The sequence below is a fragment of the Streptomyces sp. NPDC033180 genome (assembly GCF_055577645.1).
The window spans coordinates 519,004-533,103 of the sequence record NZ_JBVIPU010000004.1 but is presented as its reverse complement, the minus strand read 5'-3'; the positions used below and the strand labels follow the sequence as shown (position 1 = coordinate 533,103).

9 protein-coding genes are annotated in these 14,100 nt (G+C 72.4%); 6 read left to right on the top strand and 3 right to left on the bottom strand.

Translation table 11 applies throughout. The features are described 5' to 3' along the window. Positions 1–51 precede the first annotated feature (51 nt). The gene (locus ACZ5WE_RS16430; RefSeq protein WP_467686294.1) at positions 52–513 is read left to right on the top strand and encodes a hypothetical protein; all 462 of its coding nucleotides are present in this window, start codon (positions 52–54) and stop codon (positions 511–513) included. 46 nt (positions 514–559) lie between these two features. Here ACZ5WE_RS16430 and ACZ5WE_RS16425 read toward each other — a convergent pair whose 3' ends face one another. Continuing rightward, on the bottom strand, positions 560–1,717 hold the full coding sequence (locus tag ACZ5WE_RS16425; protein ID WP_467686296.1) for an NAD(P)/FAD-dependent oxidoreductase: 1,158 nt from the start codon (positions 1,715–1,717) through the stop codon (positions 560–562). Further along, the gene (locus tag ACZ5WE_RS16420; RefSeq protein ID WP_160503688.1) at positions 1,714–2,034 is read right to left on the bottom strand and encodes a bifunctional 3-phenylpropionate/cinnamic acid dioxygenase ferredoxin subunit; all 321 of its coding nucleotides are present in this window, start codon (positions 2,032–2,034) and stop codon (positions 1,714–1,716) included. The genes ACZ5WE_RS16425 and ACZ5WE_RS16420 overlap by 4 nt, the downstream gene beginning before the upstream one ends. Positions 2,035–2,341: 307 nt before the next feature. Here ACZ5WE_RS16420 and ACZ5WE_RS16415 point away from each other — a divergent pair, with 307 nt between their 5' ends. The 5 genes from ACZ5WE_RS16415 to ACZ5WE_RS16395 all read left to right on the top strand — a co-directional run bounded on the left by ACZ5WE_RS16415 (position 2,342) and on the right by ACZ5WE_RS16395 (position 9,189). Continuing rightward, complete coding sequence (locus ACZ5WE_RS16415) at positions 2,342–3,076, top strand: IclR family transcriptional regulator (protein ID WP_467686298.1); 735 nt, start codon at positions 2,342–2,344, stop codon at positions 3,074–3,076. 226 nt (positions 3,077–3,302) lie between these two features. Next, positions 3,303–4,388, top strand: coding sequence for an S-(hydroxymethyl)mycothiol dehydrogenase (locus tag ACZ5WE_RS16410; RefSeq protein WP_467686300.1), 1,086 nt, complete (start codon positions 3,303–3,305; stop codon positions 4,386–4,388). Further along, on the top strand, positions 4,385–6,856 hold the full coding sequence (locus ACZ5WE_RS16405) for a GcvT family protein (RefSeq protein WP_467686302.1): 2,472 nt from the start codon (positions 4,385–4,387) through the stop codon (positions 6,854–6,856). The genes ACZ5WE_RS16410 and ACZ5WE_RS16405 overlap by 4 nt, the downstream gene beginning before the upstream one ends. A 37-nt stretch (positions 6,857–6,893) precedes the next feature. Then, on the top strand, positions 6,894–8,048 hold the full coding sequence (gene solA, locus ACZ5WE_RS16400) for an N-methyl-L-tryptophan oxidase (RefSeq protein WP_467686304.1): 1,155 nt from the start codon (positions 6,894–6,896) through the stop codon (positions 8,046–8,048). Between the two features lie 13 nt (positions 8,049–8,061). Next, a complete protein-coding gene (locus ACZ5WE_RS16395) occupies positions 8,062–9,189 on the top strand; it encodes an aromatic ring-hydroxylating oxygenase subunit alpha (protein ID WP_467686306.1) in 1,128 nt (375 codons plus the stop codon). Here ACZ5WE_RS16395 and ACZ5WE_RS16390 read toward each other — a convergent pair. After that, positions 9,186–14,039 carry a coiled-coil domain-containing protein gene (locus ACZ5WE_RS16390; protein WP_467686308.1) on the bottom strand — a complete coding sequence of 1,618 codons (4,854 nt, stop codon included), beginning with the start codon at positions 14,037–14,039 and terminating at the stop codon, positions 9,186–9,188. The genes ACZ5WE_RS16395 and ACZ5WE_RS16390 overlap by 4 nt on opposite strands. Positions 14,040–14,100 lie beyond the last annotated feature (61 nt).

Sequence of the window (14,100 nt, the reverse complement as noted above, 5' to 3'; positions counted from 1 at the left end):
GCCGGCATCTCATCGAACGGCCCGCGGGGGCATCGGGGGAGGGACGCGTTGATGGGCACGGCAGAGCGCCAGAGGACGACCGAGGATGAACGCGAGGCATCCAGACGTCAGTCCGGCGAGGACCGCAGGGAGTTGTGGATCGAGGAGCCGGCGCGCAGACGGCGCCTGCCCGATCCGGTGCGCACGGCCGCGGTGCGAGCCGTGATCATCGTGGCGCTGACCCTGATACAGGCGATGACGGCGTTCCTGTGCGCGCTGGCCGGATCCTGGCTGTCCTTCCCGATGGTGCTCAGCAGCGTGGCCAGCACTGTCGTCGCCACCTGGGGCGTCCTGGACGTCTGGGTCACCCGCCAGGTGTGGAACCAGCGGCACGGGGTGGTGTCGGTGCCGAGCAGCACCGCGCGTCAGCTGCGGCGCGAGCGGCGCCGAGCCCGTCGGCAGGCCCGCGCGGCGGGGCGCAGCGACGAACGGATACGGCGGCGTGGCACGGCAGGGCAGCTGTCGCACCCCTAGGTGCGCTTACGGCAGGTGCGCTCCGGTCGGGGGCGCTCCCGGGCTGTCAGGCCGCGACCGGCACCTCCGTCAGCAGTCCGCGCCGCATTCGCATGAACGGACGCGGCCGGTCCACCGCGAGGACGGCAGTGGTGCGCCCCTCCCGCTCGTACGCGACCAGGAAGCTGCCCTCCTCCGGAGAGCCTTCGAGGAGACGCACGGTGTCCTCGGCGTGCCGCCGTCCGGCGAACTGGATGCGGGAGCCGTACTGATCGGACCAGAAGTACGGCAGCGGGCGCACGGCCTCGGCGGTGTGACCCGCCAGCAAGTTGCGTACGGCGACGCGGGGTTGCTCCGTGGCGCTCGTCCAGTGCTCGGCCCGCGCGCCGCCCACGCGGGCGACATCGCCCACCGCGACGACGTGCGGCAGCCCGGTGACGCAGCCGTCGTCGCAGAGCACTCCGTCCCCCAGGGCGAGCGTCGAACCGGCGAGCCAACCGGTGTTGGGGGTGGCCCCGATGCCGACGACGACCACATCGGCGGGGAGCAGACGGCCGTCGGCCAGCTCGACCGCGCGTACGGCCCTCTCGCCGTGCAGCGCGGCGACGCCCGTGCCCGTCACGAGCTCCGCTCCCCCGCACGCGTGCAGGCCGGCGCAGAACGCCGCCATGTCCGCGCCCAGTTGCGGGAGAAGCGGCAGCGGGGCGGCCTCGACGACCGTCACCTCGTGTCCGAGCGCCACACACGAGGACGCGGTCTCGGCGCCGATGAATCCCCCGCCGATCACGACGACCCGCTGCCGCCCCGCGGTCAGCCGTGTGCGCAGGGCGCGGGCGTCGTCCAGGGTGCGCAGGGTGTGCACTCCCTCCAGGAGGGGCCCCGGCAGCCGCCGCGCGGACGCCCCGGTCGCGATGACGACGCCGTCACTCGCGACGGTCCTGCCGTCCTCCAGGACGACGGTGCGGCCACGCGGGTCGAGGCCCCTGGCGCGCACCCCGAGCAGCCACTCGGCGGCGAGTTCGTCGATCTCCTCATCGTCGGACAGGGCGAGTTGGGCCTCGTCGGCCTTGCCGATGAGGAAGTCTTTGGAGAGCGGCGGCCTGTCGTACGGTTGATGCGGCTCGTCTCCGATGATCACGAGCCGTCCGTCATATCCCTGGGCGCGCAGCTCGCGGGCCGCGTAGAGCCCGGCGAGCGAGGCGCCCACCACGGTGATGGTCCTCATGCGGCGGAACCTTCCTCGGCCACGAGGTGGACGTGGATCGTGCCGTCGTCGACGCTCACCCGGTGGGTGCGCACGGCGCGGCGGGCGGGCAGACAGGTCGGCCGCCCGGTACGGAGATCGAATGAGGCGGCATGGAGCGGGCATTCGACCAGGCAGCCCTCGAGCCAGCCCTCGGAGAGAGAGGCGTCCTGGTGGCTGCAGGTGTCGTCGATGGCGTAGATCTCGCCATCGGCGTTGAACACCGCGATGGGAGGTGTGGTGTCGACACGGACGGATTCGCCCGCGGGGAGGTCTTCAAGGCGGCAGACGGGAATCATGGGCCCCCCTCTTGATCTCTCTCGGCCCGGTCCTGACACCTACTCGGCCCAGGACCCTTCGGTAACATGATGTTTCGCATGGCGCACGAGGGAGCGCTATGCGCAACAGAATCCGGTCGGGATGCCCACCGCGTCAAGGGCTTCCCGAAGATGCGGCTTCAACGGGCCGCGAGGTGGTGAGAGTTGAGATATGGCCGGCACGCGGAAACAGCCTGATCAGAACGAGGAGCCGCGCGAGAATCCCCCCGAGAAGCGAACCGGGACCCGCGAAAGGCAGCCGAAAGCGGCACCGGGATCCGTCCAGTCCGTGGACCGCGCGGTCAGCGTCCTGGAGATACTCGCCCGGCTCGGCGAAGCCGGGGTCACCGAGATCGCCGATGAGTTGGGGGTGCACAAGTCGACGGCCTTCCGGCTGCTCGGCGTCCTGGAGAACCGGGGCCTCGTGGGTCAGGCCAAGGACCGCGGGAAGTACTTCCTGGGGGCCGGCGTACTGCGCCTCGCGGGGGCGGCGGCAGTGCGTCTGGACATCTCGCAGGAGGGCGGCCCGGTCTGCCGCGACCTCGCCGACGAGCTGGGCGAGACGGTCAACATCGCGATCCTGGACGACGACGCCGCGGTCAACATCATGCAGGCGCGCGGCCCCGCGTCCGTGACCGCGCAGAACTGGCTGGGCAGGCGCACCCCGCTGCACGCCACCTCCAGCGGCAAGATCCTCCTCGCCCATCTGCCGACGACCCTGCGCGAGGGCCTGGTAGCGCGGACGCTGCCACGCCTGACCGAGCACACGGTGACCGGGACGGTGGCGCTGCGCGGCGAACTCGAGGCCGTCGTCGACCAGGGGTTCGCCATCGCCGTGGAGGAACTCGAGGTGGGCCTGGCCGCCGTGGCGGCACCGGTGCGCGCGCACGACGGCAAGGTGATCGGGGCGCTGAGCGCGTCCGGGCCCGTGTACCGCCTGACGGAGGACCGTCTCACCGAGCTCGCCAAGCGCACGGTCGCAGCGGCGGTGGAGCTGTCGCGGCGGATGGGCTACGGCTTCTGACGGATCACAGCTGGACGCGCGGGACGAGGGCGGAACCGGGAATTCCTGGTGCCGCCCTCTTCGCGTCTCCGCACCCGACCCGGTCGCGTGTCGCTCGTGTTTCGCCGTGCCCAGGTGATTTGCCAAGGGTTAACTCCCACCCCTTGACGGCCTCTTGATGGCGTTCCCACTATGTCTCTCATAGCGCAACCCGTCGTGCAGTGCGCAACAGCAGAGGAGTCTGGCCGTGCCACACGAGGTCCGTGCCGTCGTCGCCGTGAAGAAGGGCGCACCCGTCGAGGTGCAGACGATCGTCGTGCCAGATCCCGGACCGGGAGAGGTACTCGTCTCCGTGCAGGCCTGCGGGGTCTGCCACACGGATCTGCACTACCGGGAAGGCGCGATCAACGACGACTTCCCGTTCCTGCTCGGCCATGAGGCCGCCGGCACCATCGAGGCGGTCGGCTCCGACGTCGCCGATCTCGCCCCCGGTGACTACGTCGTGCTCGCCTGGCGCGCGCCCTGCGGAGCCTGCCGCTCCTGTCTGCGGGGCCGCCCCTGGTACTGCTTCGACTCACGCAACGCCGCCCGGCCCATGACCCTCCTGGACGGAACCCCCCTGAGCCCCGCCCTCGGCATCGGCGCCTTCGCCGAGAAGACCCTGGTCGCCGCCGGGCAGGCGGTGAAGGTGGACCCGGCGGCCCGCCCCGAGGCCGCCGGGCTCGTCGGCTGCGGAGTGATGGCCGGCTACGGGGCAGCCGTGAACACCGGCGGAGTGGGCCGCGGCGACACCGTGGCCGTCATCGGCTGCGGCGGCGTCGGCAACGCCGCGATCGCCGGTGCCTCGCTGGCGGGCGCGCGGCGCGTCATCGCCGTCGACATCGACGAGGCCAAGCTCGACGGGGCGACCCGCTTCGGCGCCACGCACACCGTCAACTCCCGCGGCACGGACCCGGTCGAGGCCGTCCGCGAGCTCACCGGCGGTTTCGGGGTCGACGTCGCGATCGACGCGGTCGGCACCCCCTCGACGTACAAACAGGCCTTCTACATGCGCGATCACGCGGGTGTGCTCGTGCAGGTCGGTGTACCCGATCCGGAGATGCGCATCGATCTGCCGCTGATCGACCTCTTCTCGCGCGGCGGCGCCCTCAAGTCCTCCTGGTACGGCGACTGCCTGCCGACCCGGGACTTCCCGATCCTCGTCGACCAGTACCTCAGCCGTCGGCTCGACCTCGGCGGCTTCGTCTCGGAGACCATCACGCTCGACCGGGTCGAGGAGGCGTTCGGCAGGATGCACCGCGGTGAGGTCCTGCGTTCGGTGGTGGTCCTGTGAACGCCACCTCCGCGCCCGCCGACCGGGCCGCCCGCCCGCCCCGCGTCGTCGTCATCGGCGCAGGCATCGTCGGCTGCTCGCTCGCCGACGAGCTGACCGCACGCGGCTGGACCGACGTCACGGTCCTCGAACAGGGCCCGCTCCCCGCCCCCGGCGGCTCGACGTCGCACGCCCCCGGCCTGGTCTTCCAGACCGGCCCGTCCAGGACCCTGACCGCTTTCGCGACGTACACCGTCGAGAAGTTCGGGGCCCTGGAAGTCGACGGCCTGTCCTGCTTCAACCCGGTCGGGGGCCTCGAACTCGCCACCACGCCCGAGCGCTGGGCCGACCTGCACCGCAAGGCCGGGTACGCCGCCTCCTGGGGCATCCGCGCGGAACTGGTCGGCCCTGGCCGGTGCAAGGAGATGTGGCCGCTCATCGACGAGAGCAAGGTGCTCGGCGGCCTGCACACCCCCGACGACGGCCTCGCTCGCGCCGTACTCGCCTGCCGCGCGCAGATCGAGCGGGCACGCGCGCGTGGCGCCCGTTTCCTCGACCGGCACACCGTGACCGGCGTGGAGCAGGAGGAAGGACGCGTCACCGCCGTCGTGACCGACCGGGGCGCGTTCCCGGCCGACCACGTCGTGTCGGCGGCGGGCTTCTGGGGGCCGGTGATCGGGCGCATGGCCGGCGTCGACATACCCCTCCTGCCGCTCGCCCATCAGTACGCCAGGACCGAGCCGCTCCCCGAGGTCGCGGGCGTCAACGACCCGCGCACGGAAGCCTCGAAGCCGATCCTCCGCTTCCAGGACCGTGATCTGTACTTCCGTGAGCACACCGACCGCATCGGCATCGGCTCGTACGCCCACCGCCCGCTGCCCGTCGACGCGTTCACCGTCCCGACGTTCGACGACGCACCGGAGATGCCGTCCTCGTACCCCTTCACCGAGGAGGACTTCGCGCCGAGCTGGGAGGACTGCGGCTGGCTGCTGCCTTCGCTGCGCGACACCGACGTCGCTGAAGGCTTCAACGGCGTCTTCTCCTTCACGCCGGACGGGATGCCGGTCCTCGGCGAGTCCCGCGCGCTGCGCGGCTTCTGGCTGGCCGAGGCGGTGTGGGTCACGCACTCCGCGGGCGTGGCCAAGGCCGTCGCCGAGTGGATGGTCGACGGGCGGCCCTCCATCGACGTACACGACTGCGACCTCACGCGCTTCGAGGACGCCCAGCGCTCCCCCGCCTACGTGGCCGACCGCGCCGCCCAGCAGTTCGTCGAGGTCTACGACGTCCTCCACCCGCTGCAGCCCATGGAGCACCCCAGGCCGCTGCGGGTCAGCCCCTTCTACGCCCGGCAGCAGGAGTTGGGCGCCGTCTTCCTGGAGGGCGGCGGCTGGGAGCGTCCGCACTGGTACGAGGCGAACGCCCCGCTCCTCGCGGACATCGAGGTCCCCGAGCGCGACGCCTGGTCGGCCCGTCACTGGTCGCCGATCGCGGCCGCGGAGGCGAAGGCGACCCGCGAGAAGGTCGCCCTCTACGACATGACGCCGCTGCGCCGCCTTGAGGTTTCGGGCCCCGGCGCGCTCACCTTCCTGCAGCGCATGACCTCCAACAACCTGGCCAAGAAGCCCGGCGCGGTGACGTACACCCTCCTCCTGGACGAGGCGGGCGGCATCCGCTCCGATCTCACGGTGGCCCGGCTCGCCCCGGACCGTTTCCAGGTCGGCGCCAACAGCCCGGCCGACCTCGACTGGCTCCTGCGCCACGCCCCCGACGACGTGCACCTGCGGGACATCACATCGGGCACGTGCTGCATCGGCGTCTGGGGCCCGCTCGCCCGCGACCTCGTGCAGCCGCTCACCCGCGACGACTTCTCGCACGAGGGGTTCGGCTACTTCAGGGCCAAGGAGACCTACATCGGGCATGTCCCGGTGACGGCGATGCGTCTTTCGTACGTCGGTGAGCTGGGCTGGGAGCTGTACGCGAGCGCCGACACCGGGCTGCGGCTCTGGGACACGCTCTGGGAGGCGGGACAGGAGCACGGCGTGATCGCGGCCGGGCGGTCGGCCTTCAACAGCCTGCGGCTGGAGAAGGGGTATCGCGCCTGGGGTCATGACATGACGACCGAACACAACCCCTACGAGGCGGGTGTCGGCTTCGCGGTCCGCATGGACCGTGGCGACTTCGTGGGGCGTGCCGCACTCGAACAGCTCGGCTCCCCCGCGACCCCCTCGCGGAAGCTCACCGCTCTTCTGCTCGACGATCCGGCCGCCGTGGTCCTGGGCAAGGAGCCCGTGCATGTCGATGGGGTCCCCGCCGGGTACGTCACCAGCGCCTCGTACGGCTACACGCTGGGCCGGTGTGTCGCGTACGCGTGGCTGCCGCCGCTGGAGGCGGGCGCGGGTGTGCACGTCGAGTACTTCGGCGAGAAGGTGCCCGCGACGGTCACCGAAGAGCCCTTGTTCGACCCCAAGATGACCCGCATCCGCCGGTAGCCGGTCCAAGCCCCAACAGCGCTCTGGAGGAAGCTCCGTGTCCCCCACCTATGACGTGATCGTGATCGGCCTCGGCGGCATGGGCAGCGCCGCCGCCCACCACCTTTCCGCGCGCGGCGCCCGTGTCCTCGGCCTGGAGAGGTTCGGGCCCGTCCACAACCGCGGCTCCAGCCACGGCGGTTCACGCATCACCCGGCAGTCCTACTTCGAGGACCCCGCCTACGTCCCCCTGCTCCTGCGCTCGTACGAGCTGTACGCACGCCTGGAGCGCGACACCGGCCGCGAGATAGCCACCCTGTGCGGCGGTGTGATGCTCGGCCGCCCCGAGAGCCGCACCGTCTCCGGTTCGCTGCTCTCCGCACGGCAGTGGGACCTCCCGCACGACATGCTCGACGCCCCCGAGATACGCCGCAGGTTCCCCACCCTCAGCCCGCGCGACGACGAGGTGGCGCTGTACGAGGCGCGGGCCGGGCTCGTCCGCCCCGAGAACACCGTCGCCGCGCATCTGCAGCTGGCCACGCAGCAGGGCGCCGACCTGCATTTCGAGGAACCGATGACGCGTTGGGAGCCGTACCGGGACGGCGTCCGCGTGCACACCCCCGAAGACACCTACACCGCAGGCCAGTTGGTCGTCTGCCCGGGCGCCTGGGCGCCACAGCTCCTGACCGACATCGGAGTGCCGTTCACCATCGAGCGGCAGGTCATGTACTGGTTCCAGCCGACCGGCGGCGTGCGGCCCTTCCTGCCGCAGAACCACCCCATCTACATCTGGGAGGACACGGACGACACGCAGGTCTACGGCTTCCCGGCCATCGACGGCCCCGACCTCGGTGCCAAGGTCGCCTTCTTCCGCAAGGGCACGCCCTGCACGCCCGACACCATCGAACGCACGGTCCACGAGCACGAGGTCGGCGCGATGACGGAGCACATGAGCGGCCATATCCCGTCCCTGCCCGGCCAGTTCCTCAAGGCCGCGACCTGCATGTACTCCAACACACCGGACGAACACTTCGTCATCACCCGCCACCCGGCCCACCCGGAATCGGTCACCGTCGCGGCCGGGTTCTCCGGGCACGGCTTCAAGTTCGTGCCGGTCGTCGGCGAGATCGTCGCCGATCTGGCGCTGCGGGGCACCACCGACCACCCCATCGAGCTCTTCGACCCCAGCCGCCTTGCCGCCGCGCCCGCTTGAGGAGTACGCCACCGTGACGACGACCCCTGAGGCCCCGTCCGCCGCCAGCCTGATGACGACGCTGCCGGGCCACTTCTACACCGACTCCGAGATCTTCCGGCAGGAACAGGAACGCGTCTTCGAATCGCTCTGGTTCTGCGCGGTGCGCGCCGCCGACCTCGACAAACCCGGTGCCTTCCGCACGGTCCAGGTCGGCCGAGAGAGCGTACTGGTCACCCGCTCCCGCTCCGGCGAGCTGCGTGCCTTCCTCAACATCTGCCGGCACCGCGGCGCCCGGCTGTGCACACAGGAGTCCGGTGAGGTGCGCCGGGCGCTCCAATGCCCGTACCACGCATGGACGTACGACCTCGACGGCAGGCTGATCGCCGCGCCGAACCTGGTGAAGATGCCCGACGTCGATCGCACCGAGTACGGCCTGGTCAAGGTCGCACTGCGGGAGTGGCTCGGCTATGTGTGGGTGTGCCTGGCCGACGAACCGCCCTCTTTCGAGGAGACCGTCATCGGCGCCGCGGTGGAGCGCCTGGGCGACACCGCGTCCATCGAGCACTACGGAACCGAAAGGCTCGCCCTCGGCAAACGCGTCACGTACGACGTGCGCGCCAACTGGAAGCTGATCGTCGAGAACTTCATGGAGTGCTATCACTGCGCGACCATCCACCCCGAACTGACCGACGTACTGCCGGAGTTCGCGGACGGGTTCGCCGCCCAGTACTACGTCGGGCACGGCGCCTCGTTCGGTGAGGAGGTCAGCGGATTCACCGTCGACGGCAGCGCGGGCTTCGAGCGTCTCCCCGAGGTCGCCGATGACCAGGACCGCCGCTACTACGCGATCACGATCAAGCCGACCGTCTTCATCAACCTCGTCCCCGACCATGTGATCCTGCACCGGATGTTCCCGCTGGCGGAGGATCGCACGGTCGTCGAGTGCGACTGGCTGTACGCACCCGAGGTCGTCGCGTCCGGCGTCGACCTCGCCAAGTCGGTGGAACTGTTCCACCGGGTCAACGAACAGGACTTCGAGGCCTGCGAGCGCACCCAGCCCGCGATGGCGTCACGCGCCTATCGCGGGGGCGGGGTGCTCGTGCCGACCGAGCACCACATCGGTCTCTTCCATGAGTGGCTGGCCGGTCGCCTGGCCTAAGGGGTGGGCGCGGGGCGCTTGTACATGCGCGTCGCCGTGATCTCCCCGTGCACGGTCTCCTCGGCCGGGTCCTGCTGCGGCAGACCCGGCCGCAGGTGCTCCTCGACGCTGATGTACTTCAGGCCCGCACGCAGGTCAGCGTCGTTGCGCAACCGGATGACCAGCGGGAACTCCGCGAGCGCGGTCGTGTCGAACAGGCCCGTGGTGTAGAGCAGTTGCACGCCGAGCGCGTCCGACACGGCCCGCTGGAGCTCCAGGAGATACGTGGCGTTGGCGCGGCCGATGGGATTGTCGAGGAAGAGCGTGCCGGCGTGCCGGTGCTTGTCGCGGCCCCGGTCATTGCTGCGGAGGGCGGCCATCGTGCAGTACAGGGCGATGGCCGCGGTGAGCAGCTGGCCGCCGGAGAAGACGTCGCCCATCTGGCCGACCGGCACCCGCTCGGCGCGCAGCACGGCGTCCGGCTTGAGGATCTCGACGGCGATGCCGCGCGGCTCGAGGGCGGCCTGAACTCCGCGCAGCAGCAGGGACATTCCGTCCCGCCGCATGTCGGAGTTCTTCTTGACCGCGGCCCGCGTGGCCTCGTCGATGACCTCGCCGAGGCGCTCGGTCAGCGTCGCCTGGTCGGGCTCGTCGAAGCGGACGCGCAAGAATTCCTGGCCCGACCACTCCCCGAGACCCTCGGGCAGCTGCGAAAGGCGCTGAGCCGACCGCAGGGTGGCCAGCGAGGACTCCACGAGCCCGCGCAGCCGGTCCACGATGCTGTCGCGGTTGCGCTCCAGCTGCTCCAGCTCGTCGGTGAGCACGCGCAGGCGGGGCGCGAAGGCGTCCGCCCACTTCTTGGCGTGCTCCGGCAGCGCGGACGCGGGCAGTTCGCGGATCTGCTGGCGGGCCGGGGTGCGCACCTGCTCGTAACGCGTGGAGTTCGCGTGCCGTACGAGGATGTCGCCGGCCTCGCGGACCGCGGTCTCGGCGGCGGAGAGGTCGGCGGCGCAGCCGCGCAGTGAGCGCCGGGCCTCGGATGCAGACTGGCGAGCCTCTTCGAGCGTGCCGGGGTAGGGCTCCGGCTCCTCGGCGGCTTCCTCATCTTGGTGCTGCTCACGCATCAGGTCGCGCAGGAGAGCCGCTGTCTCGTCGAAGCCGCCGGCCGCGTCCTCCGTGGCGCGGTGGGCGTGCAGGAGGGTCGCGTGGGCGTCCTTGGCCTGGCTCAACGCTTCGGTGTGGGCGGCAAGTTCGGTGGTGGCGGTGCGCAGGAGTGCCTGCGCGTGCTCGGCGTCGGCGGGGACGAGGTCTTCGGGGAGCTCGGTGTGGGCATCGGCGTCGTCCTGCGGGGCGAGCCGCTCGGCCTCGCCCCGGAGCCTGCCGAGCTGCTCGCTCGCGGCGGACGCGCGGGTCTCGATGAGCTGGACCTGGGCCTCGGCGCGGGCGGACGCGGCCTGCCGGGAGGGGCCGTCGGAGCCGTCCGTGCCCTCCAGGAGCAGGGCGGCGCGGGTGCGGACCTTGTTGCTGAGGCGGTCGAGCTCGGCGAGGGCGCTGCTCTCGTCGCTCTCGGCGCGGGCCTGTTCGGCGCGCAGGTCGGCGCCGACGCCGACCTTCTCGTAGAGCTGGGACGCGGCGCGGTAGGCCTCGCGGAGGGCGGGCAGCGACGACTTGGGGGCGCTGGTGTCCTCGGGTACGTCCTCGGGGGCGCCCGCGATTTCGGCGCGTTCGGCACGCAGGGCGCGCGCGGTGCGGCGGGCGTCGTCGGCGGCGCGCTGGGCGGAACGGCGATCCTCGTCGGCGGCGCGGGCGCGGTCCAGGCAGGTCTGGGCGCGGGCCTCCGACTCGACGGCGTCATCGGCGAGTTCGCGCAGCTTGGTCTGCCAGCCCGCGCGCTCGCGCAGGCGGAAGGCGAGCCCCGCGAGTGCGTCGGCGACGCGCCGCGCGCGCTGGGCGGCCTCCTGCCGCTCGTCACGCGTGCGTGCCGCTTCGGACGCCGCCTCGTCGGCCTCGGCCCGGATTGTGCGGGCCTCGGTGAGTTCGGCCTCGGCCTCTTCGGCGAAGGCGCGGGCGCTGCGTGCGGCGGCGGCGAGCTCTTCGATGCGTCCGGCCGGGCAGCCGCCGCGCCAGGAGGCGAGCCGCGCGGCGAGCTCGCGGTCCTTGGCGAGGCGCACGGCGAGCGCCCGGATCTCCTCGTCGCGCTGCGCCGCCCGCGCGCGCAGGGCCGTGCGCTCTTCGTCGGCGGCGTGTTCGTCGTGCATGGCGGGGTTCGGCGGGACGAGGAAGACGTCCCCGCCTTGTGACGCGCCGCCTTGTGCGTCCGCACCGGGGGTCGGCGCGAGGAGGGCGGCCGCGGTGCCGACGGCGACGGCGGAGCGGGGCAGCAGGGCGGCGCCCGCGAGGGCTTCGCGGGCCCGTGCGTGGGTGGCGGGGTCGGTGATGACGACGCCGTCGACCAGCTCGGGCCTCGCGGCGAGCACGCGCGCGTGGTCGGTGGGGTCGACGGCCTGCGCGAGGTAGCGCCAGCCGGGCAGGGCGGGGATGCCGTGCTCACCGAGGAACTCGACGGTGGCCAGGACGTCGGGTCCCGGCGGAAGGAGCCCGCCGTCACCGAGGGCGCCCAGGATCCGGGAGTCGTCGGCGGCGGCGGTGCGCAGTTCGAAGAGCTGCCGCTCGGCGGACGCCACCCCGTCGTCGAGGAGGGTGCGCAGGTCGTCGGCGTTGCGGTCCAACTCCGTGAGGGAGAGGGGGCCTTCGCTCAGGGGGCTGGTGCCGGTGGCGGTGCGAGGGCCTGCTCCAAGGGCCGATCCGGCGCGAGCGCCGGAGGGCGCGGCGGAGCCGGAGGTCTCCGTGACGGTGCGGCCTGCTCCGTCTCCGGAACCGGCACGCGCGCCATCACCGGCAGCGCTGCCGCTCGCTGCCGCGGCGGCCGACGATCCTCCCCCCGATGCCTCACCCGGACCAGCAGCCCCGTCGGCCTCCTCACCCGCCCCCCGGCGCGGCTGCGGCACCCCACCCGGGGAGACGGCCCCCGGAAGACCGAGCAGCTCGGCCAGGCGCTCGTCCTCGGCGATCGACTCCGCGGCGCGGCGTTCCGCGTCGTACGCGTGCTCGGCCGTGTCCGCGGCGTCCGACGCGCGCGCCGCGGTGAGTTCGGCGCGGGCCTCGGCTGCGGCTGCCTCCTTGGCGTGCTCGGTGGCGCGCAGGGAGGTCTCGCGTGCGGTGTCCCAGGCGGCCGCCGCGGTCTTCTCGGCGTCGCTCGCGGCCAGCGCGGCACGTGCCGGGTCGGCGTCCGGTGCGGTGTCGTCCAGCCATCCGGCGCGGACCGCCTCCGCGGTCTCCTGCTCGACTTCGGTGAGGCGCTGGCGCAGGTGTCCGGCCTCGCTGCGGGCGCGCTGCGCCTCGGTCGCGGCGACGGTGGCGTCGCGGTGGGCGGCCTCGCCCGTCTCCTGGAGCGCGGCCGAGCGCTCCTCCTCCTCGTTGGCCAGCGACTCGGCGCCCTCGGCCGCGGTGTGCAGGACACGGACGAGGTCGGCCGCCGCCTTGGAGCGGGCGGCGAGCGCGGGCGCCGCGTCCCGCTCGGCCTCCAGGATCGCGGAGGCCACGCGCGCGGAGCGGTCGGCGGCGGCGCGGTGGCGCAGGACCGCTTCGGCGGCCTGCCAGGCGGAGTGCAGCTGACGCGCGTCGGCCAGCTCGCGGCGCTGCGCCGCGGCGGCCTTCTCCGCGACCGTGAGCGCCAAGGAGGCGTGCCGGAAGGCGAGTTCGGCGGAGACCAGCGCGGACCTGCCGCGCGCTTCCTCCGCGGTGGTGACGGTGTGCGCGGCGGCGGTGACCCGCTCGGCGAGATCCCCCGCGCGGCTCCGCTCATCGACGCCTCGCGCCGAGAGGCGGCGGGCGAGCGTGCGGGTGCGCCGCTCGGCACCCGCGTGCACGTCACGCGCGCGTGAGCGCGTGTCGGCGGCGTCGACGATCCGTCCGAGGAGGTCGACGGAGCCAGCGGTGAACTCCCGCTCGGCGATGAGTTCGGAGCGGCGGCCCAGCTTGTTGCCGAAGCCGTGCACGAGGTCGGCGAGGCCGTCCGTGTCGCGCGTGTCCGTGACGGCGCGCAGCAGCAGGTCGGTGAAGTCGGAGTCCTTCTTGACCGCGAAGAGGCCCGCGGCCTCGCCCTCGTCGGCGTTCATCTCGCGCTGGTAGCGGAAGAGTTCGGGGTCGAGGCCCAGGTCGCCGAGGTGTTCGTTCCAGCGGTCGTGGATCTCCTCCCAGTGCACTTCGAGGTGGGGGTACGCCTTGCCCGCCTCGGTCAGCGCGTCCCGGAAGCCCTTCATGGTGCGCCGCCGCCCCTGGGCACCCGACGCGCCTTCCGCGGAAGGCCGTACGGCGGTGGACTCGGCGACGGGCAGCGAGTCCAGGCTCATGCCGGGTCCGGGCCGGAAGGAGTACCACGCCTCGGCGAACTTCCGCGGGTCGTTGGAGACCTGCCGCCCGCGCCACTCGCTGACCTTGCCGACGACGACGCACTCGCCGGTCAGCGTGTGCTGCCATTCCAGGGCTACATGGCCGCAGTCGTCGGCGAGCAGGAACTTGCGCAGCACTCCGGAGCTGGCGCCGCCCAGCGTGTTCCGGTGGCCCGGCAGCATCACCGAGAAGATCAGCTTGAGGAGGACGGACTTGCCGCCGCCGTTCTCCAGGAAGAGCACGCCCGCGGGCGCAGGGCGGCGCGGAGGGCCGACCGGCTCGTCCTCGAAGAACTGCGCCTGGGCGGGCGCGGGGGCGGGCACTTCCGCGCCGACGCCGCGCAGGTCAAGCACGGTGTCGGCGTAGCGCGCACCGGCGGGGCCGATGGAGTAGAGGCGGACCCGGGACAGCTCGTACATGGCGGCGGACTCTCGTCGTAAGTCGTGCGGAACAGCAGGAAGTTGCGGGGTGACGTCGGAA